The following is a 25,465-nucleotide window of genomic DNA, read 5'->3' as shown; positions in this document are numbered from 1 at the left end:
GATCCCGGAAATTCATGGGATTAATCGTCGTCTCGACGGAAGGCTGCTTGATGAGCGACCTGGGGAGCCCAGACCGGTCCGGTGCCCGGCGGCTGTACTACGACCGGCCGGCCGCGACCTGGCTGGAGGCGTTGCCGCTCGGCAACGGCCGCATCGGAGCGATGTGCTTCGGCGGTACCGGAACCGATCGCATCGGACTGAACGACGAGACCTTGTGGTCCGGCAGCCCGGAGACCGCGCGGCAACTGTCGACCCCGCTCGGAGCGACCGGCGCAGCCGCCGTCGACGCGGTCCGCGAGGCGTTGTGGACAGGCGACCTCCGTCGGGCGCACGACCTGGCTGGTGGTTTCCACTCCGGCTACTCGCAGGCGTATCTGCCGCTCGGTGACTTACTGATCGACATCCGAGTCGATGGCTCGTCCCCGGTGGCCGACGACGTAGCGCAGTACAGCCGGACGCTTGATCTCGACGCCGCGGTGGCCGTCACGCAGTACGAGGTCAGTGGGGTGAGCATTCGGCAGGAGGCGTTCGTCAGCGCACCCGACGGCGTACTGGTCGTGCGACTGACAGCTTCTGAACCCCAGTTGTCACTCACCTGTCGGCTCGCTTCGCAGTTGCAGTCGCAGGCGCACGCAGTACAAGGCGGGCTCGGCTTGTTGCTGCAGGCTCCTGCCGATGTCGCTCCCCCACATCGCGACGTGCCGGAGCCGATCCGGTACTCCGAGGGCGCGGATCGCGGGATGGCCGCGGCGATCGCACTGCGGGCAACCAGCGACGGCGAGCTCCAGGCGGCCGCGACCGAACTCACCATCGACAACGCAACGGAGATCGTCCTCGTCCTCTCCACCGCCACCGGGTACGCCGGGCCGTCGACGGCTCCGACCCGAACAGCAGCTGAGTGCTGGACCGCTGCGGACGAGACCGTCCGTGCTGCGATCGACCGCGACTACGCAGTACTGCTGGAAGCTCACCAGGAGGATCACCGGCGGCTGTTCCGTCGTTCATCGCTGGAACTGACCGGGCTTGCCGAGGAAGCTGAGCTGCCGACCGATCAGCGAGTGGCGAGAGGCACCGACGATCCCGCGCTGGCCGCATTGGTGTTCAACTACGGCCGCTACCTGATGATCGCGAGCTCACGGCCGGGCGGGCTTCCCACCAACCTGCAGGGAATCTGGAACGACATCCTGCGACCGCCGTGGAGCTCGAACTTCACGGTGAACATCAACACCGAGATGAACTACTGGCCGGCGGAGACCACCAACCTCTCCGAATGCCACGAGCCGCTGCTCAGGTTCATCGGTCAGCTCGCCCAGGCAGGACGCAGTACGGCGCAAGAGCGCTACGGGTGCGGCGGCTGGACGGCTCACCACAACACGGACGCCTGGTGCTGGACCTTCCCGGTCGAAGGCGATCCGCGCTGGTCGAACTGGCCGATGGCCGGCGCCTGGCTGGTCCGTCATCTGTGGGACCACTACGAGTTCACCGGCGATCTGGAGTTCCTCGGTGAGTCGTGGGAGGCGCTGCGCGGAGCGGCCGAGTTCTGCCTCGACTGGCTGGTCGAACTGCCGGACGGCAGTCTCGGTACGGCGCCGTCGACCTCACCCGAGAACGACTACCTCGCACCCGACGGGCAACCGGCCTCTGTCACCGTGTCGTCGACGATGGACCTGGCTTTGATCTCGGACCTGTTCGACCGGGTGGAGCGGGCGGCCCAACTGCTGGACCTCGTGGACCCGATTGTCGACGAGCTGTCGACGGCCCGGAAGCGCGTGCCCGACCCGTCCATCGGCGCGCAAGGCCAGCTGCAGGAATGGGCCGTCGACCTCCCGGAGGAAGATCCGCACCACCGCCACATGTCCCACCTGGTCGGTCTGCATCCGGGTGACGCGATCACGCCCGACGGTACGCCGGACCTCGCCGCGGCGGCCACGCGAACACTTGATCTGCGCGGCGACGAGGCAACGGGCTGGTCCTTGGCGTGGAAGATCTGTCTGCGGGCACGGCTCCGTGACGCGGCAGCGGCGCATCGCCTGGTCCGGGCGTTTCTCCGACCAGCGGACGACACCGCCGTCGGGTACGCCGGCAGTGGCGCGGGCGTCTATCCGAACCTGTTCTGCGCGCACCCGCCGTTCCAGATCGACGGCAACTTCGGCGCGACCGCGGGCATCGCCGAGATGCTGCTGCAGAGTCACACCGGCGACATCGAGTTGCTGCCGGCTCTTCCGGCGGAATGGGCCAGTGGCCGGGTGACCGGTCTCAGAGCACGCGGCGGAGTCACCGTCGACATCGAGTGGACGCCGCAAGGGGTCGAGGCGGTCCTGACCGCTGATCGCGACCAGGAGCGGTTCGTCCGCCAGGACGGCGTACGGGCTCCGGTGCGACTGACGGCTGGGGTCGGTCAGCGGGTGAGCCTGACGTGACAGCCGGCCCTGACGAGGAGGTCTGATGGCAGTCCTGACAACCGTCCCGCCACCGGCGGGTGAAACCACCCGGCCGAAACGACGGCGGCGACGCGAACGCCCTGGTGTCAAAGGGCTGCGGCGCAGCCTGCAACGGCACTGGACGCTGTACCTGCTGATGGTCGTGCCGCTGATCTGGTTCGGCGTCTTCAAGTACATCCCGATGGCCAACGCCGTGCTGGCGTTCAAGAACTTCAACGTGACCAAGGGCATCTGGGGCAGCCCGTGGATCGGCTGGAAGAACTTCGACCTGTTCTTCCAGAACCCGGTGTTCTGGACCCTGGTGAAGAACACCTTCCTGCTCTCGGTCTACACCGTGGCGGCCAGCTTCCCGATCGCGATCATCCTCGCGCTGGCCCTCAACGAGATCCGCAACGGGCTGTTCAAGCGGAGCGTGCAACTGGTGACGTACGCGCCGTACTTCATCTCCACGGTCGTGGTCGTGTCGATGACGATCCTGGTGCTGTCGCCGCGGCTCGGCATCGTCAACGAGGGGCTGGGATTCTTCGGCGTACCGGCGATCGACTTCCTCGGTGATCCCAACTACTTCCGCCACATCTACGTCTGGTCCGACGTCTGGCAGACCACCGGGTACTCCGCGGTCATCTACTTGGCCGCGCTCTCCGGAATCGATCCGGCGCTGCACGAGTCGGCCAGGATCGACGGGGCCAGCCGGTTGCAGCGGATCCGGCACGTCGACCTGCCGGGCATCATGCCGACGGCGGTGATCATCCTGGTGCTTGCTGTCGGCAACATCATGGCGATCGGCTTCGAGAAGGCCTTCCTGTTCCAGAACCCGCTGAACCTGAGCCAGTCGGAGATCATCGCGACCTACGTGTACAAGACGGGTCTGCTGAACGCCGACTTCAGCATGGCCACCGCGGTGGGGCTCTTCAACTCGGTGATCAACCTGGTGCTGCTGCTGGCCGTCAACGCCGTGGCCAAGCGGATCACCGGAAACGGATTGTGGTCATGAGCGCTTCCAGTAGTGCCACGATGCTGGGCAAGCGGGCCGAGCGCCGCGCCGAGCGGGCTCGCCGGATCCGCGAGCCGCGGACCGACCGGATCTTCCTGTTCTGTGTGTATCTGCTGCTGACGGTGTTCCTGGTGGTGGTCCTGGCGCCGCTGCTGTACATCCTGGCCAGCTCGTTCAGCAGTCCCGAGGCAGTCTCGTCCGGGCGGGTGCTGTTCTGGCCGGTGGAGTTCTCGCTGCGCGGGTACCACGCCGTGTTCCAGAACCCGCAGATCGTGCAGGGGTACCTGAACTCGTTGTTCTACACCGTCGTCGGCACGATCGTCAGCGTCACGATGACGCTCGCGATCGCCTACCCGATGTCGCGCCGGACGCTGGTCGGCCGCAACGTGGTGATGACCGTGATCCTGTTCACGATGCTGTTCACCGGCGGCCTGATCCCGACGTACCTGGTGGTTCAGTCGGCCGGTCTGCTCGACACCCGGTGGGCGCTGATCATCCCGCAGGCGATCGGTGTCTGGCAGGTCATCATCGCCCGCACCTACCTGCGGACCGCGATCCCCGAGGAACTGGTCGAGGCCGCCCAGCTCGACGGCTGCGGCGACCTGCGGTTCCTCTGGTCGGTGGTGATCCCGCTGGCCAAACCGATGATCGCGGTGGTCGCGCTGATGTACGCGATCATGCAGTGGAACTCGTACTTCGACGCGCTGATCTACCTGAAGAGCCCCGATCTCTTCCCGCTGCAGCTGGTCCTGCGCAACATCCTGATCCTCAACACGACCGGCGGCGGTGCCGTCGACGCGTCGGTCGTCCTGCAGCGCCAGCAACTGGCCGATCTGCTCAAGTACTCGCTGATCGTCGTCGCCAGCGTGCCCGTGCTGCTCATCTATCCGTTCGTCGCGCGCTACTTCACCAAGGGAATCATGATCGGCGCCGTGAAGGGCTGATCTTCCGCATCACCTCGACCCCTGTGAGGGACTATGTCTGTACAGCTCAGAAAGACCAGGTACGCCGCGCTCGCCGGTGTGACCGCCCTGGCACTCGTGCTCGCGGCCTGTACCGGTGGCGACTCGGAAGACCCCCAGAGCAAGCCGTTGCCGACCATCACCGGGAATCCCGCCGTCACCATCGACGTGTTCGCCCCACAGGCGGCCGACTGGAACCTGGCGACCAACGACTTCACGAAGCTGGTGAAGGAGAAGTTCAACCTGTCCTTCAAGTGGCAGAACACCACGTTCGACGGTGGACCGGCCAAGGAGAAGCGCCAGATCTCTTTGGCCAGCGGTGACTATCCGGACCTGTACCTGTTGATCCCCTGGGTGGACCAGTTCACCCAGGCCGATCTGCTCAGGTTGTCGAACCAGGGCGTCGTCGTACCGCTGAACCAGCTGATCGACCAGTACGGGCCGAACATCAAGAAGGCCCTCGACGCGGAACCCGAGTGGAAGGCGATGGCGACCGCGCCGGACGGCAAGATCTACGGCCTGCCGCAGTGGGTCGACTGCTACCACTGCTCGTACCAGGGCAAGCTGTGGATGAACTCGGCCTGGCTGAAGAAGCTCGGGCTCCAGCAGCCGAAGACCACCGAGGACATGGTCAAGGTCCTGCGGGCCTTCAAGACCCAGGACCCGAACGGGAACGGGAAGGCCGACGAGATCCCGCTCAGCGCGAGCGTGCGGGACGCGCTGATCCCGTACTTCATGAACGCCTTCATCTACGACCCGCAGGGCACCAGCGGCAACAACAACTCGACCCTGGTGCTGAAGGACGGCAAGGTCGACACGCAGGCCAACAAGGACGGCTGGCGGGAGGGCCTCAAGTACCTGAGCTCGCTGTACAAGGAAGGCCTGATCGACAAGGGCGCCTTCACCCAGAATCCGGACGCGCTGCAGCAGCAGGGAGACAGCGGCAAGGTACCGATCCTCGGCTCGGCGACCGTCCTGCACCTGGGCATCGCGGTCAGCATCGGCAGGGCCGACGGTCGCGACAAGCAGTACGACGCCGTACCGCCGCTCACCGGACCGCAGGGCGTGAACCACACCGGGTACAACTTCCCGAGCGCGCCGGGTGCGACCTTCGTGCTGACGAACAAGGCCACCCCCGAGGAGCAGATCCAGGCGATCAAGCTGCTCGACTACATGTTCACCGACGAAGGTCAGATCAACGCCTTCTGGGGCAAGGAGGGCAAGACCTGGCGGAAGCCGCAGGCCGGGGACGTCGCGCTCGACAAGTCGCTGAAGCCGCTGTACGCGCAGATCCAGCAGAAGCCCGGCGCGACTCCGCCGAACTCCGGGTGGCAGGCGCTGGCGCAGTACAACAACACCGAGCGGTACCGGAACTCCGAGGCGATCGCGACCGACATCTACTCCCAGGCCGGCTTCGAGCGGCGGTTGTTCGAGGCAACCAAGCTCTACGAGGGCAAGGAGGACAAGTCGGCGATCTATCCGTACTGGAAGGTCTGGATCGACCCGTCGCTCGGCAGTGAGATCGCCACCCTGCAGACGAACATCGAGAACTACATCCAGCAGAACGCCCTGCAGTTCATCACCGGCTCGAAGAACATCGACAGCGACTGGGACGCCTACGTGAAGGGCCTCGAGGGTCTCGGCCTCAAGCGCTACCTCGAGATCCAGCAGACGGCGTACGACAAGATGCCGAAGTAGCCCAACTCAGGCTGGATCGGAGAGCTGGTCTCCGAGTGGGGTGCGTTCGTACATGACGGTTCTGCCGTCACGACGCGCGCGAACCAGTCCCTGCGCAGCCATCGCGCGCAGGGACTGGTTCGCAGCCGACGGGGACACCCCGAACCGCGCGGCGAGCGCAGTCGTCGACTGTCCTTGCCCGAGAGCGCGGAGATAGCGCAGCCGGTGCGGGCTGAGCGGGCCGGCCTCGCCCGGGCGGCCGACCGTGTCGGTCCACATCGAGCGCTGGTCGGTCGCCTGGTACATGACCAGCGGATCCGAGTCGCCGAGCGGCGTCGAGCTGCTCAGCGTAAACAGCGACGGTACGACGAACAACGGCCGCCCCCGGGTGTACAGGGTGAGCTCGTCGTCACCTCTCCCCAGGATGTGCGCCGTGATCGACGTGCTGTCCGCACGGATGCCCGGGCCACAGCCGTTCAGGGTGTCGATCACTCCGTTCGCGGCCAGCGACCGGGCCCGGCGAGCGACGTCGGCGTCCAGGATCGCGCGCATCCGCGGCCAATGGGGCTGAAAGGCGGTCCGCCAGTACGCCGCCAGCGCATCCGCCAGCCGGTCGCCGAACGACCGGCCGTGCGCACCGAGCCGGCGCGATCCGAGGCTGCGCGGGATCGCGCCGACCGCGGATTCGATGTCCGACGCGAGCACCCGTAGGTCCTGGTCGCGCAGGTAGGCGAGCTGCGCCTCGATGGTCAGCGGCACGCCCACGCGGGGGTTGAACAGGTCCGGCGTGTCGAAGTTCGGCCCGATCAGCCCGCTCAGGACGTCGAGCGGGAGCTGGTCACGGACCCGGCACACCGCCGCGTACCATGGCGCCTGCAGCGGATAGCTGGCCGGCGACCGCAACGCGCGCAGCGAACTGCCGAGCTCGGTCAGCGGCGAGACAGCGAAGCGCGCCAGCCCGTAGTCGCCCGCCTCCAGCAGATAACGCGCCACAACCGATTGTAAGCAGGAACCAGGCTTTGGGGTGGGCCGTCCGATGGGGATGAAATACGAGCAAGACCGCTTGGATGCCGTTCAGCAGGTCCGGGATCAGCTGAAGCCGGTGCTGGGACCCAGCCTGGCCAGTCGCGTCAAGGCCTACAAGGACGGCACGCTGTTCGTCGAGGCGACCTTGTCGTCTGCCCTCGCGGCCTGGTTCGTCGACACCGTCCTGGTGAACGGCACCGCGGTCGGGCTCGGCATCCTGTACTACGTCCGCTCGACCGACCCGAACAAGGGCGCCGGCGCCGGGGTGATCGCGCTGACCCTGCTCTTCGTCCTGCCGCTGTTGTACGGCTGGTTCTACGGCAACGGCCGGGGAGTCGGGGCGCTGCTCACCGGGACTCAGCTGGTGCGGGTGAAGGACGGAAGCCGGGTCGGACTCGCCAAGGCGGGCTGGGCGATGCTGATCCGCACTCTGCTGATGCCCCTCGCCTTCCTGGCCGCGATCGGCGGCAGTTCCGACGGCTCGGGAGGGGTTCGAGTCAGCATCGATGTCGAGGGCACCGATCAGCTGCGGAGGACCCCCTTCCAGCGGGTCCCGTAGCTCCGCACCCGACGGAATCCGCCGGGTGCGGAGTACGGGTGGCTCAGCTGGTGCGGTTGTAGATCGCGGTGCCCGGGCAGGCGGTGACGCCGAGACGGGTCGCGCAGCCTGAGTACTGCTGTGAGCCGTTCCACCAGGTCCAGCCACCGATGGTGCGGCCGTGCAACCAGGTGTAGGCGCCGTTGTAGTTGGCGTCGTACGTCCGCAGACTCCAGTGGACGTGTGCGCCGCTCGCCGAACCTCCGGCGCAGACATCGGTGCCGATGTTGCCCAGGAGGGCGCTGCTGCCGACCGCCGTTCCGTTGTAGTAGGTCGCGTTCCACATGTGGTAGTAGTCCGTGGAGAAGCCGTTCGGATGGATCACGCGCGTCCAACCGCCGCCGGCACCGCACATGGAGGTGGCCGTGCCCTCCCGCGATGACCGGACCCGCCCGCTGGCGTTGCCGCCGGCGAGGTCGAGGCTGCTCCAGTAGCCGTTCACCCCGTCACTGGCGTGCGGCCCACCGGTGACTGTCATGTAGTAGTCGGGCATCCACGGCAGCAACATCCCGCCGGTGTTGGCCGTGACTCCCATGGTGCTGGTCGCGCTCTCGTGCTTCGCGTACGCCGACATGGTCCGGCGCTCGGTCGCGCCGACGAGCGGGGACGATGCGACGTACTCGGCGAACTCCCCGTCACCTTCGACGCCGCTGACCCAGCGGCCGTTGGTGTAGCGAGCGATGTACAGCCATCCTTCGGGATGCGCTTCGGAAGTGGCCGGCGCCTCGACGTACGCGACACCCCGCGCCCAGCCGTCAGCGGCCGACCGGACATCGACGACGACCTTGCGGCCCTCGGCGGCAAGCTTGCCGAGGGCAACGGACTTGGTGAGGCCCCGGCCGGCGGTGGACCTGCCCAGCGCGTCGGCGGCGACCGCGTCCACCAACGACTGCCGGGAAGCACCGAGCGTTTCGGCGACTGTGGTGGGCATCTTCAGCACCACATCATTTGCGGCGGCATCGGGTGGTCCCGCGGTGGCCGTGGGTGCCACGGCGAAGACGGTGACGGCGGCGAGAGCAGTGGCGGAGATTCTCAGTGACAGGTTCGAGGGCATGGGCGGCGACCCTTCTGTTCGTGCTGATGAGTGCCGAGAGTGTGACAGAACGCCACCGCCCGCTTCGACAAGTTGAAGCCAAACGCTTAACCCGCGGTGGGGTCGCCGATCAGGAGCGCGGCTACCGCTTCCGGGGCTTCGCGCATTGCGTTGTGGGCGGTCGGCAGGTCGTGGACCTGCCACTCGGGGTCGGCTTGGAGTCGGGTGCGGAGGCCGGCGAACGGCGTACGGTCCTCCCAGCCTGAGCAGTAGATGAACTCGCGACGGGGCACCTGGGCGGACGCGCCGGTGAGCCGGATGGTTTGCACGAACGAGGCGAGAGGGTGGGGACGGCGGCGGGGATCGCCACCCTCCGGCGGTTGTACGGCGTAGCCGGTGGTCGCAGCGCCGGCCGCGAACACTTCGCGGTAGCGCTCGGTGGTGGACGACCAGCACGATTCGCCATCTAGCGGCACGTAGGCATCGAGATGCACCAGTCGCGAGACCCGGCCGTCGGCGCGATCGGCAGCAGCCGCGATCACCATCCCGCCGTAACTGTGGCCGACCAGCGTCACGTCGGTGAGGTGGGCGCGGTCGAGGACCCGTAGTACGTCGTCGGCGTGGGTGTCGAGGTTGGCGGCCGCCACGGTCGCGGGGTCGTCGTCGGGCCGCAGACCCGTCAGAGTCAGGGCGTGAACGGCATGACCTGCGCGTCGCAGCAGTGGCACCACCGTCTCGAACGACCAGGAGCCGTGCCAACCGCCGGGCACGAGGACGAAGGTAGTCATGGAGCCAGTCTCACCAGCTTCAGCCGTGGCTTGGTAGCGCTAAAGTGCCAACTGATGCCTCTTCGCCGCCAACCTCGTGAACTCGCCGGTGTGACGTCACAGCTGTGGCCGTCCGGCGGGCGTCACCTCTGGCCGTCCGGCGAAGCCAGCGCACTTCAGTCGCACGAACGCGGGCACTTGGTCTACGCGGCCAGCGGCGTACTGGCAGTTCACACCGAGCGCGGTACGTCGATCGTCCCCGCCAACCGCGTCGCGTGGACCCCTGGCGGTTTCACGCACTACCACCGCGCCCACGGTGAGACCGATATGCGGATCGTCTTCCTCGCGCCGTCCCTCGCTCGGCTGATCCCAGATCGTCCGGCGGTGTTCGGAGTCTCCGACCTCGCCCGCGAGGTCCTGCTCGCACTAACCGGACCCCGGAACTACGACGAGAACGCGCCCGCCTACAGCCGGTCCGCGCGCGCTCGTCTCCTCCGAGTCCTCGTCGACGAACTCCGCGAAGCCCACGAACAACCTCTGCACCTGCCGGAGCCCCAAGACGACCGCCTGCAAGCGATCGCCCGGCTCCTCTACGAGAACCCGGCGGACAACGCCTCACTGGCCGAACTCGGCAGGACGATCGGAGCCAGCACCCGCACCCTCAGTCGGCTGTTCCGCAACGAGCTGGGCATGACCTTCTACGAGTGGCGAACGCAGCTCCGCATCTACCACGCCCTCATCCTCCTCGCCGACGGCCACGACACCACCCACACCGCCCACGCCTGTGGCTGGTCCAACCCCAGCAGCTTCATCGCAGCCTTCACCTACCTCGTCGGCACCACCCCAGGGCGCTACCGAACGGCCCGAGCAGGCAGCTGACCCCGCGCCAGGCTGCGGGTGTCCGGGTGAGGTTGGTGGGTACCGGAAAGGCACGGCTCCGTCATCACGGCACGGCTGTGATCGCGCGGGCGATGGGAGGTGTGACGATCATGCAGGACATCGAGACCTTCTACGAGGACGGCTCGTGGAAGTGCCGCTGGGCCGGCGGTCGCCGGGCGCCCTTTGCCACCGGACCTGACCGGGAGCGCATGATCGAGCAGGGCTCGATCGTTGCTCGCTGGTACGGGGTGGACCACATCATCAGGGATTCCGACGGGACGGTCGCGGAGAAGAACTGTTATCGCCAGCCCACCGAGGTCGACGCTTCCTGACCTTGCTGGGACTCCTTCGAGGGGAGCAGGCGGCCGCTGTCGCCGGGTCGGTCATCATGGGCGCGTGATCCATCTTCGACTGATCCTCCCGGCCGGCTGCACCGATGCCATCGTCGATTCGCTCGTCGCCGACGACCGGGTCACCAACGTCGTCGTACTGGCTGCCGCCGCCAAGCGCCCGGCGGGCGATGTCGTGTACTGCGACGTCGCTCGCGAGGCCACCTCGGACATCCTCGCCATGTTGCGGGATCGAGGCGTCTACGACCACGGAGCAGTGGCGCTCACCTCCGTCGACTCCGCACCGTCGCGGAACGCCCGCGACGCCGAGCAGGCCGCGCCCGGAGCGCCGGAGGACGCCGTGGTCTGGGATGCGGTCGTCGACCAGGCGTACGCCGAAGCCCGCGACTCCTGGGCGTTCTACGCGTTCCTCACCCTGGCGACCTTGATCGCCGCGGTCGCCGTCATCAACGACTCGGCCATCCTCGTCGTCGGCGCGATGGTGGTCGGACCGGAGTTCGGCGCAGTGGCCGCATTGGCGGTCGGCCTGGCGCTCGGTAGACCCGGACTGGCCGGCCGATCGCTGCTCCTGCTCGCCAAGGGATTCCTGGTGGCGATCCTGCTCACCATCATCGCCGCCCTCGCAGCACGTGCCGTCGGCTGGATCGACGTCGGCGACGTGACCGCCGCCCGACCGCTCACCGGATTCATCTGGCGCCCCGACAGGTGGTCCGCCGTTGTCGCCGTACTGGCCGGCTGCGCAGGCGTCCTGTCCCAAACCGCCGGACGCTCGAACGCCCTGGTCGGCGTCTTCATCTCGGTCACCACCGTCCCCGCCGCAGGCGACCTCGCCCTGTCCATCGCCCTCTGGGCACCCCACCAGATCGGCGGCTCGGCCACCCAACTGGCCATCAACCTCGCCGGCATGACGATCGCCGGCATCGCCACCCTCCTGATCCACCGAACCCTCTGGCGCTGGCTGATCGCCCGCGCACCTCGCCGCGTGAACCACTCGGTCCAGGCCTGACTCCGCCACCTTCGAGCTACGAGCGCGGCTTGCCCGAACGGAACCGCGAGCGGAACCTGCCGTCGTACTCCAACTGCACGAAGCCGGACGAGTGCACGCCCAGCGCGACGCACCCGACGGCCAGGAACACGATTCCCGCGACCATCGTCATGTGCCAGAAGCCCGCGGTGATGCCGACGAACGCTGAGCCCTGTGCGACCGCCTTGGCCATCCCGACCACCCTCGACCTGGTCATCTGGCGCCGGAACTCCTCCTGCCGGTTGAGGACCAGGAGCGCGGCCAGCAGCGGGATCGACACCGCAAACGCGATCACACACACCATCGCCGACGGGTCGAGTGAAGTCTCGGTCAGGAACGGCTGCACCATCACCAGCCCGGCAGCCACCAAACCGCCGTACGCCAGGTTGGACTGCCGGATCCACTCCGTCTGCACCGCCGGATCCGCGGCCGCCGCATCCACTTCCTGCCAGATCTGCGCAGCCTCCGCTTCAGCCCGCGCCTTCGCCTCAGCCTCCGCTTCGGCCTTCGCCAACCGCGCCTGGTCGGCCCGGAAGTCCTCATCCTCATTCACCCGAACATCTTCCCCGAACCCCCGTCCATCCCCCTGACCCAACCCCAGCGTCGCGCTCGCCGGCCTGACATCAGCCGGTCAATTTGCAACCGCTGTCGCGCCGTCCTGAATGAGGTCGACGAGCGGCTCCGCAACACCATCGGCTCAGCCGAGGCGGACCAGTTGACCAAGACAACCCTTGCCGCACTTACCGCATTCAACGAGCTCTGAGCACGGTCACGTCGTACTGCGGACGATCAGGTGGGGCGTCAGTACGGCGGGGGGCGGCAGTTCGTCGGACAGGAGTCGGTCGACCTGGCCGATTGCCAGTTCGCCGAGCCGTCCCTTGTCGAGATGGACGGTGGTCAACGGCGGCTCGACGAGCTCTCCGATGCTCAGCCCGTCGTAGCCGACCAGCGCGAGATCATCGGGGACTCGCACCCCGAGGCGGCGGGCCGCTTGGAGCGCGCCGATTGCCATCAGGTCATTGGCGGCCAGCGTGGCGGTGGCGTCCGGGTGCGCCTCTCGCAGTCTCAGGAAGGCCGCATCGCCACCCGCGATGGACTGCTCCCCCACGATGATCCAGTCGTCGTCGACAGGTAGGTCGTACTCGCCCACGACTTCACGGAAGGTGTTGCCCCGCACCACCGGATCACAGGACGACTCCCAGTCGATCAAGGCGATCTTGCGGTGCCCGCGATCGATGAGATGCCGCAACCCGTCCCGGATTCCGGCCGCGGTGTCGACCTTCACCAGCCCGTACGTCGAGGAGTCGATGCCGCGATCGACGATGACGAGGGGAACCCCTCCGACGTACGGGTCGAGCTCCTCGTCGGTGTGGCTGAAGTAGCCGACGATCGCGTCGACCTGCTGGCCGAGCGAGCGAACGATCTCCTGTTCCCGGGACGGATCGTTCTCGGTGCTGGTCACCACCACCCGCCAGTTGCGGCTGTCCGCGGCCCGGATCACCCCGGCGATGAATTCGGGGAAGAACGGATTGACCACGTCGGGGACGATGACTCCGACGCTGGTGACGTCGGGGCGGACCAGGCCGCGGCCGAACCTGCTCGGCCGGTAGCGCAGTTCCCGGGCGACCTCGAGCACCCGGCGCTGGGTCTCCGGGTCGATCTCCCCCTTGCCGTTGATCGCCCGGGAGACGGTCTGGTGCGAGACGCCGGCCACTTTCGCCACGTCCCGCAGGGTCACCCGATTGACGCTCCGCGCTTTACCGCTGCGGTGGTTCGGCTCGTCGTTGCCTCGCTCGGCCATGCTCTCCGCTCATTCCCCGCGCTGTCAGTCGCTGTGCGCAAGTCAACCACCCCGCCGATCGGCCGCCCGGAAATTCGTTGACGAAGCCCCGGCGGGTGGGCCAGACTAGTCGCCGTTAACGGTAACGTGAACGGTAACGGCATCACCCGACGGAGGCCTGACGACGATGCACGGAGACTTTGACTCAGCGATGCTGATGGCAATCGGCGCAGTGAACCGCGACGTGAACAGCGCCCGCCCGAACGCCCCGGTCGTTCCCGACCTGAAGCGCACGACCCGACCGGCCCGTGCGACGCACCTGCGATCGGCGCTGGCGCGAACCCTGCACCGCGCAGCACAAGCCGTAGAACCACCCGCCACCCGCAATCCCACGTTGACCCGCTGCGGTTAGCGAAAGAATGCCTTGAGCAACGGTCCTACGGCGTCGGGGGCGCCGACGTGGCCCTGGTCGTGGAGGGTGCGGCGGTCGGCGTGGGGAATCAGGTTGGCGATGGCGTCTGCGGCGCTGGCGAAGAAGTCCTTGGGCAGGCCACTCATCCCCTGGGCGCCCGCGCTCTGGCCGCTGTCGATGACCAGAGCGGGCTGGGTGATGCCGGCCAGCTCCTTCGGCGGGCGGAAGTCGCCGAGGCAGGCGGCCTCGGCCGCGAGCGTGTGGGCGACCTCGCGCATGGCAGACCAGTACGGCCCGGCCTTCATCCCGCTGATCTCCTCGGGCGCCGAGCCCGCCAACCACAGGAACAGCTCGAGCGCGTCGTCGAGCCGGCCCTCGGCAACGGCGGGACCGACCTTCGCGACGTACTCCTGCGCCCGCCGGTAGGTCTCGTCGTCCATGCAGTACGGAACGTCGTAGACGGCGAGCCGGTCGATCGGCAGACCGGCCATGGCGGCACTGAACACCAGGCCGCCTCCCGAAGAGGCCCCGAACAGATGGGCGGTCCCGCCGGCCTCGGCGAGCAGCGCCTCCAGGTCCTCGAGTTCGCGTTCCACTGCGTACGGCTGGGTGTTGCCGCTCTTGCCGCGGCCGCGGCGCGCGTAGTTGTACACGGTGAAGTCGGTGGCGAGCCAGGCGGCGAGCGGCTCGTTCTCACGGCCGTCGTCGAGCCCGCCGCCGACCATGATGACGTTCGGCCCGGAGCCCTGGCGGTCGTAGGCGATGGATGTTCCGTCGGTGGAGGTCACGTAGTTGGTCATGCCGGGAAGCGAATCAGCCGGCGCTGACACGGCGCTAAAACCGCTGCTCAAGGCCCAGACCTCCGCCAGGGGCGGCAACTCGCGCCTAGGATGGCGCCCGTGACGCAGGTGGAGATCGGCTTGCTCGGTCCGCTGCGCGTGGTTGTCGACGGCCAGGCGCTTGCAGTGCCCGGTGAGCGGCTGCCCGTTCTCCTCGCAGTACTGGCTCTGTCGGCGGGTCAGATGGTGCCGGCCGAGCGGATCGCTGCCGCGGTCTGGGGCGTGGACAGCGGCGTGGATGCGCGGACAAACGTGCAGAGCAACGTACGGCGGCTCCGGCGGCTGCTGGGCGATTCTGTTGTGCAGACGCACGGCGCTGGGTACGCCCTCGCGGTCTCCCCCGATGCTGTAGACGCGCTGCGGTTCGCTGCCCTGTTGGATGGCGGTCGACTCGCTGAGGCGCTCGCGCTGTGGCGCGGCGACCCGTTCGATGGGCTCCGCTCGGACTGGCTGGACCAGACCTACGGGGTGCGGCTGTGGGAGCGGTACCTCGACGCTGTGGAACGCAGTGGCGACGTGACGGCCCTTGTCGAACTCGCTGACCGGTACCCGCTCAGGGAGTCGCTGTGGGCGCGGTTGCTCGAAGCACTGCGGTCGGAGGGCCGAGACGCGGAGGCGCTCGCGCGGTACGAGCAGCTGCGGCGCCGACTCGCAGACGAGCTCGGTGTGGATCCCAGCGCGGAACTGCGGAACCTGCACGCCTCACTGCTCTCCGGGGAGCCAGCCACGCAGGCGGTACCGCGGCAACTGCCGGCCGATCCGGCGTCGTTCAGTGGCCGGGAGACGGAGCTCGCAGCGCTCGACGCGCTACCAGCCGGACCAGTGGTGATCTCAGGTACGGCGGGCGTCGGCAAGACGACCCTGGCGGTGCACTGGGCTCATCGGGTCGCCGAGCGGTTCCCGGACGGTCAGCTGTACGTCGACCTGCGTGGCTTCGACCCGTCGGAGCCACCGCTGGCCCCGAGTGAGGCGCTGCGCGGGTTCCTGGAAGCACTGCGGGTACCACGGCGACAGGTACCGGCGAGCCCGTCGGCACAAGCCGCGCTGTATCGCAGCCTCGTCGCGAACACCCGCACGCTGGTAGTGCTGGACAACGCGCGAGACGCGGGCCAGGTTGCGCCACTGCTGCCGGGAGCGCCTGGTTGCCTCGCAGTGGTGACCTGCCGCAACCAGCTGCCGGGTCTGGTGACCGGCGCCGACGCACACGTGGTCGCGTTGGACCTGCTCGACGCAGAGGGGGCTCAGAGACTGCTGGCCACGCGACTCGGCGCAGTACGGGCAGAGGCTTCGCCTGGCGACGTGGCCGAGTTGGCGAAGCGATGCGCGGGGCTGCCGCTGGCATTGGCGATCGTGGCAGCGCGTGCGGTCCTGCGACCGGGATACGAGTTGGCTGCGCTTGGCGCGGAGTTGTCCGAGGCGGGACTGGACGGGTTCGACGCGGGCGATGCGACGAGCAATGCGCGCGCAGTGTTCTCGTGGTCGTACAGGTCGCTATCGGAGTCAGCGGCGCGGGTGTTTCGCTTGCTGGCGCTGCATCCTGGACCTGACGTCGGGCTGGATGCCGCGGCCTCATTGGCGGGCAAGGACGTACGACGCGAGCTGGCCGAGCTGGCTCGGGCGCATTTGGTGATGGAGCCGACGCCGGGGCGGTACGCGTTCCACGACCTGCTGCGCGCTTACGCCCGGGAGCTGGGTGCAGGCGATGAGACGGCGCTGACGCGGTTGCTCGACCACTACGTGCACACTGCCCGGGCAGCGGATCGGCTGCTGTTCAGTCACGGCGAGACGATCCCGGTCGACGAGCCGGCGGCCGGCGTGGTGGTGTCGGCGCTGGAGTCGCAGGACGATGCGTTGGCCTGGTTCGAGACCGAGCGGTCGGCCCTGCTCGCGTTGCTCCGCGTCGACGAACCGGCGTACGTCTGCCAGTTGGCGTGGGCGACCCATGTCTACCTACACCGGCAGGGACACTGGCACGATCGCGTGCCTGCACAGCACGCGGCGGTGGACGCTGCAGGTCGGCTGGGGTCGGAGGCAGCGGAGTCGCGTTCGCGCCGGTTCCTGGGGTTCGCGTACGCGGACCTGGGTCGGTTCGCCGATGCACACGTGCACCTGGACCGGGCGCTGGCGTTGGCCCCGACTCCTGTCGACCGGGCGTGGACCGAGCACTACCGCGACCTGACTTTCGGAGTACAGGGCAACGAGGTGGCTGCGCTGGAGGCGGCGCGATCGGCGTTGGAGCTGTTCCGGGCTGCTGGGGACGTCGCGGGTGAGGCGATGGCGCTCAGCGATGTCGCTTGGTACTCGGGCCGGCTCGGGGCGCATGAGGCGGCGCTTGCTGATGGCAAGCGGGCGTTGGAGTTGCACCGCCAGGTGGGTAATCGCGCGTACGAGGCACACACCCTGTCCTGCTTAGCGGAGATGTACGCACGCAACGACGACGTGGCAGCGGCAGAATCGGCGTACCGGGAAGCCGTGCTGGTGTTCGTCCAACTGGGAGACCGGTACGGCGAAGCGAGCACTTGCGCGCACCTCGCCGCCTTGGTGGACGACGCGGTGGCACGCCGACGGGCCGAGGCGATCCTTCGCGAACTCGATCCGTCGGCGGCGGCACAACTGAAATCCTTACTGGGTTAAATATTTGACCCAGGCAGTTGGCCTGGACGGCGGCGGGCTGCCGCGTGACCATTGCCGGATGGCTGTGGCGCGAAAGAACCGGGAGCTGGCACGGCTGCTACGGACCGGTCCGTTCGAGGCCGCGCTCGACTCGGCGATCGCGGCGTCCGGCCTGTCGCTGGGCGCGTTGTGCGACCGGCTGGCGGCCGACGGCGTCTCGGTGAGCCGTACGGCGTTGTCGTACTGGCGCAACGGCCGCAGCCGGCCGGAACGCAGCGAGTCCCTGAAGGCAGTGGCCAGGCTGGAAGAGATCCTCGGCCTACCCTCGTCGGCACTGCTCGCTTTGCTCGGCACCCGTCGACCCCGAGGCCGCTGGGTCGGGCACCCTGCGGGTTCGGTCGACCGGTGGAAGCTGTGGCCGTCGTCCGAGCCACTGCTCGCTGCCATGCACGCACCGCCCGACGGGCAACTCGCCTTCCTCAGCGTGAGCGACCTGCTCGTCGTGGACGAGGACAGCGACGTACGCCGTCAACGCGTCCGGCTGGTCGCCGAGGCACTGACCGAACGGGTCGACCGGTGCATGGTGTACCACGAGATCGTCGACGACCCGTCGGACTTGGTGCCTGAGCTCGTGGGGGTGGCGTTCGCGCGACGCGGCCGGGTCCGCTGCGACCTGGCCACTCGCCAGTTCGTCGCCGAGTTCCTCTTCGACCGGCCACTGATGGCCGGCGAGCGGGCCATCGTCGAGTACGAGGTGAAGCTGCCACTCAGTGTGCCGATGGACAACTTCTACCGGCGCTTCACCCGGCCAGGTGCGCTCTACACCCTGCAACTCAGGTTCGTCGGCCGCCGGCCCGCATGGGTACGCCGCTACGATCGCTCCGGGACCGACGAGGTTGACCGGCACGTCGAGGACCTGTGGCTGGGCAGCGCGGGCACCACTTCGCTGGTCGTCCCGCAGGTGCAGGCCGGCACGGTCGGCGTCCGCTGGGTGTGGTGACAGCCAACCAAGCTGTCAACAGCACCGCGAATACCCGGTAAAACTGTGAACAGAAACGCCCGCTGACCTGCGCAAACGCGGTCGCGGAAGCATTCGCTTGGGAACGCCGGAATTCCCCTCACCAGGCGCATTCGCGTCGCTACCTTCCTGCTGTTCGTGGGTGCCGGCCGAAGTCGGGACCCCTCCGCCCCAAGGAGGTAGCTCGCATGCGCCTATTGCGAAGAACCGCACCACTCGTGGTTGCGGCGCTGGCCGCGTTCGCCGTCACCGCGGCGACAGCATCGGCCGGGTCAGCCGTGCCAGAGCCCGAAGGACACGTGGTCAGCGTCGCCAAGAAACCCGTCGCCGGGACGTATCTGGTCACCCTGGCGCCCGGCCGCCAAGCGGTGGCCACAGCCGCTGCGACCGAGCGAGCCGCCAGCGCATTGGCCGACCGGTACGACGGCCGGCTGGGCGCAGTACTGACCAAGACGATGCGCGGCTTCGTCGTACGGGACCTGTCCGAGCAGCAGGCGCGTCGGCTCGCGGCCCACCCGGATGTCGCCGAGGTACGGCAGAGTGGAACGGCTCGGATCGGAGATGCCACCGGGCCGGGCGGCACCCAGAACAACCCGCCGAACTGGGGCCTGGACCGGATCGACCAGCGGGACCGGCCGCTGGACAGCAAGTACACCTATCCCAACGACGGCGCCGGCGTGACGGCGTACATCGTCGACACCGGGATCCGCTACACCCACCAGGAGTTCGAGGGCCGGGCCAAGTTCGGCGCGGACTTCCACGCGACTCCTAACCAAGGCAACGACTGCCACAACCACGGCACACACGTGGCCGGCATCGTCGCCGGCAGCACCCGTGGCGTGGCGAAAAAGGCGAACCTAGTCTCGGTTCGCATCCTGGGCTGCGACGGGTTCGGGGTGGACGCCGACCTCGTCGAGGCGGCCGAGTGGATCGCGCAGAACGCGGTCAAGCCGGCCGTGGCGAACCTCAGCGTGTACACCGACGACCCGGACATCGCCGTGAGCGCGATCCGCGGTTCGATCGTCAACGCCGGCGTCCAGTGGTCGCTGATCACCGGCAACAACGGCGGCAACGCCTGCAAATACGGCCCTGGTGGTCAGATGACCGAGGCCCTGACAGTCGGCAACTCGACCAACCAGGACACCCGGGCGTCCGACTCGAACGCGGGCAGCTGCATGGACCTGTGGGCACCCGGCTCCGGGATCAACTCGGCGTTCCGCGGCAGCGATTCGGCGTACGGGACTCTGAGCGGTACGTCGATGGCGGCACCCCACGTCGCCGGGGCGATGGCCTTGCGGCTGCACGACGCGCCGAGCAGTACTCCGGCCCAGCTGCACCAATGGGTGATGGACAACGCCAGTACCGGGAAGATGTCGGGGATCCCGTCGGATGCGCCGAACAAGCTCGTCTACGTACCGAACACCCCGCCGGCGACGGACGACTTCTCGCTGGCCGCCAACCCCACCGCGGTCAGTGTCGACCCTGGTAGCTCGGTGACCACCACCATCGCGACCACGGTGACTCGCGGCGCGGCGCAGACCGTGCAGCTGTCGGCCGGCGACCTGCCGTCCGGTGTCACCGCATCGTTCGATCCGGCGTCGGTCACCGCGGGCAACTCGTCGCGGCTCACCCTCACCGCGGCCGCTGCGGCCAGTCCGGCCCGAGCGACAGTCACCGTCACCGGCAAGGGCACAGCAGTCACCCGTACTACGAACGTCGGGCTCACCGTGAACGGTGACGTCCCCGACGACTTCTCGCTGAGCACCGACCCGTCATCCGGAACCGTGACCGCAGGCAACTCGGTAACCACCACCGTGCGGGCGACGGCGACGAGCGTTGCCCCAGCGAACACTGGCCAGTCCAAGACCGCGATGCGGGAGGAGAGCAGCGCCGGGCCGGGCTCCGGTGTGGGAGTCGTCGGTGGAACGTTGACGACCGTCAGCAAGTACCCGTTCATCATCTCGCAGCACCGCACCGGTGGTGCGCGTCCGACAGAGCAGTCCTGCACCGGCTCGGTGGTTGCTCCGCGCAAGGTGTTGATCGCGGCCCACTGCAAGTTCGCCGAGGGCGAGAAGTACCTGATCTACGGCCGCGACGACCTGGCCGACACCAGCAAGGGCGTCCGGATCGCGATCCAGGAGTACCTGACCCACCCCAACTACAACGCCAACGACGGCTGGCGCACCGGCTACGACGTCGCGGTGATCACCACCATCAGCGACATCCCGACCCCGGCCGGCATGGCCTATCCGGCGGTCGCCAAATCCGGTGACACGCTTGCCCTCGGCACCCGTGGCACCGCGATCGGCTACGGCAAGAGCGACTCACAAGATGCCCAACGCAACACCAAGCTGTACGAGGCCGTGCTGCCGACCGTCGACGGTCAGAACTGCGGCTCGTACTCCGGGCACTTCGACGACCGGTACATGATGTGCAGCGGCTACGCCAGCGGCGGCCCGAGCCTCTGCCAGGGCGACAGCGGTGGGCCCTACCTCTACAACGGCAAGATCTACGGCGTCTTCTCCTGGCTGCGCACCGACTGCGCCACCTACCAAGCGCACGGCAAGCTGTGGGGCGTGATGGGCGACTGGGCCAACGAGCAACTAGGCACCACCGAGCCGCCGACCGGTGAGGTCAACCTGACCGCCGGCGGTCTACCAAGTGGCACCATCGCGTCGTTCAGCCCGACGAAGATCGCGGTTGGCGGCAGCTCACAACTAACCATCACCACCTCGGCCTCCACCCCGGCCGGGGACTACACCATCACCGTCAACGGCACCCGCGACGCAGTCAGCCGCCAAACGACCTACCGCCTCACAGTCAACGGTGGAACAACCACCCTCACGCTCACCGATCCCGGCGTACAGACATCGGTCCGAGGCCGACCGGTCACCCTGCAACTCAAGGCATCCGGAGGCACCGGAGGCAACCGCTTCACCGCCACCGGCCTACCCGCAGGCCTGTCCATCAACCAGTCCACCGGCCTGATCACCGGCACCCCAACCGTCGCAACCAACTACCGCCCGACGGTAAGAGTCACCGACACCTCGGGCGCAACAGCCTCAGCCACCTTCTACTGGTTCATCTTCCCGTACTAACCTTCCCGGCCAGGTGCCGGAAGCAGAGGAAACCGATGCCGTCGGCAATCACATGTTGCCGACGGCATCGGCCTGCCATGCGGAAAAGCACGCAATCGCTGGGATCACCACAATGCGCTCAGCTCAGCGAGACGGTGCCTACTCTCGGTTCGCGCGACGTAGGAGCGCATGGGCTGGGTGGGAGCGCCGAGTGGTGAGCGACGGAGGAGCGAGCGGCGAGGCAGCGTGGGGGTTTGTTGGCTACTCCTCGCAGGTCACCAGTTCTTCGACGACGATGGTCGGTGTGCGAATCAGCTGACCCGGCTGGCTAGCTCGGATTGCCTGGGCTTCGGGTGGTAGCCAAACCGGGCTCTCGGCCGCCAGCGGGAGGATTCGCAGTACGACGTCAGTTGCTGCGTGAAGCCCCGCGTCCCGCACGTCGATCGTCCAGACGCTCCCGTCCCAGAAGCGATCGCCGACCGTCACGCCGTCCACCACCAGCTCGGCGACATCGCCGGCCCACGTGATGTGCAGCCGTGCCTCGACGTCGCCGGCCCAGTCCGGCAAGGTGACGCGATACAGACTCGCGAGCCGGTCGAGGTCCGACGGCTGAGGACTGGAGGCGCGGCTTTCCCGCTCTCCATAGGCAGCCGGCACCTCGCCCGCGGGCCGGATGACCTCCACCTGCGCCGTCGCAGTCCGGCCACTGACCGGCGACGGGCCCAACGGCACCGACACAAAGTGCCCGGCATCAGGCTCATAGCGGCGCAACCGCGGCACCCTTCCCGCGGACACCACCCGCACCGGCCCCTCAACACCCCACGAAACCTCGCAGTCAGACAGAAGCAGTGTCCGTTCGGGTTGCTCACGCACCCAAAGCTCGGCCCCAAGATCCGGCGGCAGGACGAGCAGATCGAGCGATCCGGTGGCCGACACCAACCTGACCGGCACCTCCGAAGCCACCAACCTGTACGTCGTCCCGTCGCCCGCGCTGTCGACCGAACCACTCTCCGACCAAACCGCCACGCCACGAGGCAGCCGCAGCTCGACCGGCAGAGACCGATCCGCCAGCAACACCAGGACCGGCGCTTCGGTCCCCTCGAGCAACGTGACCGGCGTGGCCGTGATCCACTCGATCACCATTCCGCCGTACTCCTGGAACAGCGGCCAGCACGCCAGCAGCCCGGGTTCGATGGTGACCGGTTCCGCCGGCACCGTGAACGCGCCATTCCCATCGGCCGCAGCGATCTCGAACTGCACGTCACGCAAGGGATCCAGCTGCTCATAAGCCTGATGCCAGGCCACGAAGAGATATCCTTTGTCGCCGTCCGACCGCACCGCCCACCGAGGTGTCGTCCTGTCCCCCACCCCGGCCGGCCTGACCTCGGGTAGCCACGACGGCAACTCCGACAGCCCGGCGCCGAAGGCGGTCAAGAATGCGTGCTGGCGCCGAAGCTCGGCGTGCGAGCCGGTGATCTCCCCAGCCTCCCCGATCGGCGCATGAAAGTCGTACCCCAGCCTGGGCAGATCATTGGGGTATCCGGTCGCATGCGACTCCTGCCAGCCGTCCGGGCCGCCGGCCGGATTCGTCCCGCCGGCGAACATGTAGTACCCCTGCCAGGCCGAGCCGTTGCCGATCTTGCACCACGCCACCGTCGCCACGTCGAGCGGCTCCAGGAGCGGGCGGCGATGGTACGCCGTCGCCATCCCACCGCCGAGCTCACAGGTCGCCGGCGGGAAACCGGACGCGGTGGGATCAGCCGGGACGGACGGCTCGTGGTGCCGCAGATCCGCGCCGATCCCGGGGTCGTCCCACCGGTGGCTGAAGAAGAAGTGCTCCCGGAACGACGGATCCCAGCCCGCCTCGGAGTCGACCCAGAACCCCTCGGCGTACCCACCGTAGACAGGGAACACCTCCTCGTCGGGCAGCTTCGCTCCACCCCAAGCCGTCGCCGTCCAGAGCGGAGCGGCCAGCCCTGCGCGCCGAGCCAGCGCCTTGAGCGTGACGAGATGACCGGGCTGGTCGTACAACTCGTTGTCGAGCTGAATCGCCAGCAGGACACCGTCGGGCCCGGCCCGCCGTCCGAGATGTCCGGACAGCTGACCGAACCACTCCTCGACCAGTTCGAGGTACTGCGGATCATCGGTCCGATGCGCGACGTTCGCGGCCGCGACCCAGTCCGGGAAGCCACCGTTGCGCAACTCGCCGTGACACCACGGCCCGATCCGCAACACCACATCGAGCCCATGGTTGCCACAGGCATCAATAAACGCGCCCACATCCAGATTGCCATCGAACCGCGGCTCGCCGCGCTCCGAAACGTGGTGCAACCACGGCACGTACGTCGACACCGCGGTCACGCCACCCGCCACCGTCGCCCGTAGCCGGTCCTCCCAGCGATCTCGTGGCATCCGGCTGTAGTGCAGTTCCCCGGAGATCGGGATGACCGGAACGCCGTCCCGCTCCAGCCCACGGTTGGACAGCCCAATCCCGGGCCGCCGATCATCGGAGTTGGCCATCCGCGGCCGCCGCGCCTCGTCCGGCCACGGCGCCACTCTGATCCGGTGACCGCTCATCGGTTCTCGAATGCGAAGTCCATCTTCGCGAGTATGCCGTCCACCATGTGCTGCCCCGCGAATCGTCTCCCCGTGGCGCGTGACCGGAATCGGCCACGCGAGCACCCCGGCCACGTTGCGCTTGTTCTACGGTTGACCGTGGAAGGCCGCAGTGGCCCACAGCGAGCGGACGGAGCAGGGTGGCAGGACCTACGGACCGGCAGCCGGGCAAGCGTCCGACGATCAATGACATCGCGACGGCCGCCGGGGTGTCCCGAGGTACCGTCTCGCGAGTTCTCAACAACGAACGGTGGGTCAGCGCGTCCGCGCGCGCCGCCGTCGATCGCGCCATCGCAGAGACCGGCTATCGCGCCAACAGCATGGCGAGGAGCCTCCGCGGGCACCGCAGCCGCCGGGTGGCGTTCCTGATCAACGAGGGTGTCGACCGCTTGTTCGCCGACCCCAACTTCGCCGTACTGATCCAGGGCAGCTCGGACGCACTTCGTGAGCGCGGGTCGTCGATCGTCCTGCTGATGGCCGGCAACAGCGCGGAGCGCGACCAGGCCATCGAGTTCATCGAGGACGGCGTCGTCGACGGCGTGTTCATCACCTCCTGGAACCAGGACCCGGACTTCGTCTCACGCGTCGTGAGTACCGGGATCCCGGTGGTCAGCGCTGGCGAACCACCATCGACAGCCGGACTGAGCTGGGTAGCCGCCGACGACGAGGACGGCGCCGGTACTGCGACGCGGCATCTCCGCTCACTGGGCCGGCGACGCGTCGTCACCATCGCGGGTCCGAAGCGCGGCCCCACCGGCGACCAGCGCCTGGCCGGTTATACGAAAGCACTCGGCGGCGAGGTAAACCCGGACTGGATCGAAACCGGGGACTACTCGCGCGCAGGTGGAGCGCGCGCGATGCTGGCACTGCTGGACCGGGTGCCGGATCTCGACGGGGTGTTCGCCGCGAACGACGTGATGGCTGCCGGTGCGATCGAGGCCCTCCAACGGGCCGGACGACGAGTCCCCGAAGACGTCGCCGTGGCCGGTTTCGACGACAGTACGGCGGCGACGTCCGTCGTACCGGCGATCACCACGATGCGCCAGGACTTCGACCTGATCTGCAAGGCCGCCGTCGAACTCCTGACCGAGCGAATCGACGGCGCCAACCCGCGCCACCTCACCGTCCCGACCGAACTGGTGATCCGAGCCTCTACCACGGCCTGAACCGGCGGCCTGCTGGGAACGTGCACGTATCTGAGGGCGGCGAGGGACAATTCTGGCCAGAAATCCCTTCGAGTGGAGCAATTCAAGGATGTGAACGCTCCCAATGCGAGCGGACTCAAAACAGACTGGGATCGATCCCGAAGTCTTGACCGCGGTAGTCGCAGGATGTAACCCTCTGCTTACACCCCACATC

Annotated in this window: 19 protein-coding genes; 12 read left to right on the top strand and 7 right to left on the bottom strand. The window is 67.9% G+C overall.

Annotation, left to right across the window (positions count from 1 at the left end):
• Positions 1-50: 50 nt before the first annotated feature.
• Genes AB0F51_RS15695 through AB0F51_RS15680 form a run of 4 tightly spaced genes read left to right on the top strand, consistent with a single transcriptional unit; the run spans position 51 to position 6,095 of the window.
• The gene (locus tag AB0F51_RS15695; protein WP_360279956.1) at positions 51-2,420 is read left to right on the top strand and encodes a glycoside hydrolase family 95 protein; all 2,370 of its coding nucleotides are present in this window, start codon (positions 51-53) and stop codon (positions 2,418-2,420) included.
• Positions 2,421-2,445: 25 nt separating this feature from the next.
• Entirely contained in the window at positions 2,446-3,435 is a 990-nt protein-coding gene (locus tag AB0F51_RS15690) for an ABC transporter permease subunit (protein WP_360279953.1), read from the top strand.
• On the top strand, positions 3,432-4,379 hold the full coding sequence (locus tag AB0F51_RS15685) for a carbohydrate ABC transporter permease (protein ID WP_360279951.1): 948 nt from the start codon (positions 3,432-3,434) through the stop codon (positions 4,377-4,379). Before AB0F51_RS15690 ends, AB0F51_RS15685 begins: the two co-directional genes overlap by 4 nt.
• A gap of 33 nt (positions 4,380-4,412) precedes the next feature.
• The gene (locus AB0F51_RS15680; protein ID WP_360279948.1) at positions 4,413-6,095 is read left to right on the top strand and encodes an extracellular solute-binding protein; all 1,683 of its coding nucleotides are present in this window, start codon (positions 4,413-4,415) and stop codon (positions 6,093-6,095) included.
• A gap of 6 nt (positions 6,096-6,101) precedes the next feature.
• Here AB0F51_RS15680 and AB0F51_RS15675 read toward each other — a convergent pair whose 3' ends face one another.
• Positions 6,102-7,067 carry a helix-turn-helix domain-containing protein gene (locus AB0F51_RS15675; protein ID WP_360279946.1) on the bottom strand — a complete coding sequence of 322 codons (966 nt, stop codon included), beginning with the start codon at positions 7,065-7,067 and terminating at the stop codon, positions 6,102-6,104.
• A 43-nt stretch (positions 7,068-7,110) separates the two neighbouring features.
• Here AB0F51_RS15675 and AB0F51_RS15670 point away from each other — a divergent pair, with 43 nt between their 5' ends.
• Entirely contained in the window at positions 7,111-7,659 is a 549-nt protein-coding gene (locus AB0F51_RS15670) for a hypothetical protein (RefSeq protein WP_360279943.1), read from the top strand.
• Positions 7,660-7,702: 43 nt separating this feature from the next.
• Here AB0F51_RS15670 and AB0F51_RS15665 read toward each other — a convergent pair whose 3' ends face one another.
• Positions 7,703-8,752, bottom strand: coding sequence for a M23 family peptidase (locus tag AB0F51_RS15665; RefSeq protein WP_360279941.1), 1,050 nt, complete (start codon positions 8,750-8,752; stop codon positions 7,703-7,705).
• Between the two features lie 86 nt (positions 8,753-8,838).
• A complete protein-coding gene (locus AB0F51_RS15660; protein WP_360279938.1) occupies positions 8,839-9,519 on the bottom strand; it encodes an alpha/beta hydrolase family protein in 681 nt (226 codons plus the stop codon).
• A gap of 90 nt (positions 9,520-9,609) precedes the next feature.
• Here AB0F51_RS15660 and AB0F51_RS15655 point away from each other — a divergent pair, with 90 nt between their 5' ends.
• The 3 genes from AB0F51_RS15655 (at position 9,610) to AB0F51_RS15645 (ending at position 11,733) form a co-directional block, all read left to right on the top strand.
• Positions 9,610-10,377 (top strand): helix-turn-helix transcriptional regulator, encoded by a 768-nt coding sequence (locus AB0F51_RS15655; protein ID WP_360279935.1) that lies wholly within the window; start codon positions 9,610-9,612, stop codon positions 10,375-10,377.
• A gap of 110 nt (positions 10,378-10,487) precedes the next feature.
• Positions 10,488-10,709: a DUF2188 domain-containing protein gene (locus AB0F51_RS15650; RefSeq protein WP_360279932.1), complete on the top strand. Its 222-nt coding sequence runs from the start codon at positions 10,488-10,490 to the stop codon at positions 10,707-10,709.
• Between the two features lie 64 nt (positions 10,710-10,773).
• Positions 10,774-11,733: a DUF389 domain-containing protein gene (locus AB0F51_RS15645; RefSeq protein ID WP_360279929.1), complete on the top strand. Its 960-nt coding sequence runs from the start codon at positions 10,774-10,776 to the stop codon at positions 11,731-11,733.
• A 16-nt stretch (positions 11,734-11,749) separates the two neighbouring features.
• Here AB0F51_RS15645 and AB0F51_RS15640 read toward each other — a convergent pair whose 3' ends face one another.
• From AB0F51_RS15640 to AB0F51_RS15630, 3 genes are all read right to left on the bottom strand, one after another.
• Positions 11,750-12,304, bottom strand: a complete 555-nt coding sequence (locus AB0F51_RS15640; protein ID WP_360279926.1) for a hypothetical protein — start codon at positions 12,302-12,304, stop codon at positions 11,750-11,752.
• Between the two features lie 216 nt (positions 12,305-12,520).
• Entirely contained in the window at positions 12,521-13,552 is a 1,032-nt protein-coding gene (locus AB0F51_RS15635; protein ID WP_360279923.1) for a LacI family DNA-binding transcriptional regulator, read from the bottom strand.
• 387 nt (positions 13,553-13,939) lie between these two features.
• Positions 13,940-14,743, bottom strand: coding sequence for an alpha/beta hydrolase (locus AB0F51_RS15630; RefSeq protein ID WP_360279920.1), 804 nt, complete (start codon positions 14,741-14,743; stop codon positions 13,940-13,942).
• 99 nt (positions 14,744-14,842) lie between these two features.
• On the opposite strand from AB0F51_RS15630, the gene AB0F51_RS15625 reads away from it, so the two are divergent.
• From AB0F51_RS15625 to AB0F51_RS15615, 3 genes are all read left to right on the top strand, one after another.
• Positions 14,843-17,416: a BTAD domain-containing putative transcriptional regulator gene (locus AB0F51_RS15625; protein ID WP_360279917.1), complete on the top strand. Its 2,574-nt coding sequence runs from the start codon at positions 14,843-14,845 to the stop codon at positions 17,414-17,416.
• Between the two features lie 58 nt (positions 17,417-17,474).
• Positions 17,475-18,395 carry an XRE family transcriptional regulator gene (locus tag AB0F51_RS15620; protein WP_360279914.1) on the top strand — a complete coding sequence of 307 codons (921 nt, stop codon included), beginning with the start codon at positions 17,475-17,477 and terminating at the stop codon, positions 18,393-18,395.
• A 206-nt stretch (positions 18,396-18,601) separates the two neighbouring features.
• Complete coding sequence (locus tag AB0F51_RS15615; RefSeq protein WP_360279911.1) at positions 18,602-21,511, top strand: S8 family serine peptidase; 2,910 nt, start codon at positions 18,602-18,604, stop codon at positions 21,509-21,511.
• 240 nt (positions 21,512-21,751) lie between these two features.
• Here the strand turns inward: AB0F51_RS15615 and AB0F51_RS15610 are convergent, their stop codons facing one another.
• Positions 21,752-24,067, bottom strand: coding sequence for a beta-galactosidase (locus tag AB0F51_RS15610; protein ID WP_360279909.1), 2,316 nt, complete (start codon positions 24,065-24,067; stop codon positions 21,752-21,754).
• A 179-nt stretch (positions 24,068-24,246) separates the two neighbouring features.
• Here AB0F51_RS15610 and AB0F51_RS15605 point away from each other — a divergent pair, with 179 nt between their 5' ends.
• A complete protein-coding gene (locus tag AB0F51_RS15605; RefSeq protein WP_360279907.1) occupies positions 24,247-25,272 on the top strand; it encodes a LacI family DNA-binding transcriptional regulator in 1,026 nt (341 codons plus the stop codon).
• Positions 25,273-25,465: the final 193 nt, after the last annotated feature.

The organism is Kribbella sp. NPDC023855, assembly GCF_040639475.1.
In the GTDB taxonomy this organism is placed as follows: Bacteria; Actinomycetota; Actinomycetes; order Propionibacteriales; family Kribbellaceae; genus Kribbella.
This window is presented reverse-complemented; position numbering and strand designations above follow the sequence as displayed.

Bases quoted from the DNA above. Each gene is read 5' to 3' on its own strand.
- AB0F51_RS15695 (WP_360279956.1), top strand. From the start codon at position 51: ATGAGCGACCTGGGGAGCCCAGACCGGTCCGGTGCCCGGCGGCTGTAC.
- AB0F51_RS15690 (WP_360279953.1), top strand. From the start codon at position 2,446: ATGGCAGTCCTGACAACCGTCCCGCCACCGGCGGGTGAAACCACCCGG.
- AB0F51_RS15685 (WP_360279951.1), top strand. From the start codon at position 3,432: ATGAGCGCTTCCAGTAGTGCCACGATGCTGGGCAAGCGGGCCGAGCGC.
- AB0F51_RS15680 (WP_360279948.1), top strand. From the start codon at position 4,413: ATGTCTGTACAGCTCAGAAAGACCAGGTACGCCGCGCTCGCCGGTGTG.
- AB0F51_RS15670 (WP_360279943.1), top strand. From the start codon at position 7,111: ATGGGGATGAAATACGAGCAAGACCGCTTGGATGCCGTTCAGCAGGTC.
- AB0F51_RS15665 (WP_360279941.1), bottom strand. From the start codon at position 8,752: ATGCCCTCGAACCTGTCACTGAGAATCTCCGCCACTGCTCTCGCCGCC.
- AB0F51_RS15660 (WP_360279938.1), bottom strand. From the start codon at position 9,519: ATGACTACCTTCGTCCTCGTGCCCGGCGGTTGGCACGGCTCCTGGTCG.
- AB0F51_RS15650 (WP_360279932.1), top strand. From the start codon at position 10,488: ATGCAGGACATCGAGACCTTCTACGAGGACGGCTCGTGGAAGTGCCGC.
- AB0F51_RS15635 (WP_360279923.1), bottom strand. From the start codon at position 13,552: ATGGCCGAGCGAGGCAACGACGAGCCGAACCACCGCAGCGGTAAAGCG.
- AB0F51_RS15630 (WP_360279920.1), bottom strand. From the start codon at position 14,743: ATGACCAACTACGTGACCTCCACCGACGGAACATCCATCGCCTACGAC.
- AB0F51_RS15620 (WP_360279914.1), top strand. From the start codon at position 17,475: ATGGCTGTGGCGCGAAAGAACCGGGAGCTGGCACGGCTGCTACGGACC.
- AB0F51_RS15615 (WP_360279911.1), top strand. From the start codon at position 18,602: ATGCGCCTATTGCGAAGAACCGCACCACTCGTGGTTGCGGCGCTGGCC.
- AB0F51_RS15610 (WP_360279909.1), bottom strand. From the start codon at position 24,067: ATGAGCGGTCACCGGATCAGAGTGGCGCCGTGGCCGGACGAGGCGCGG.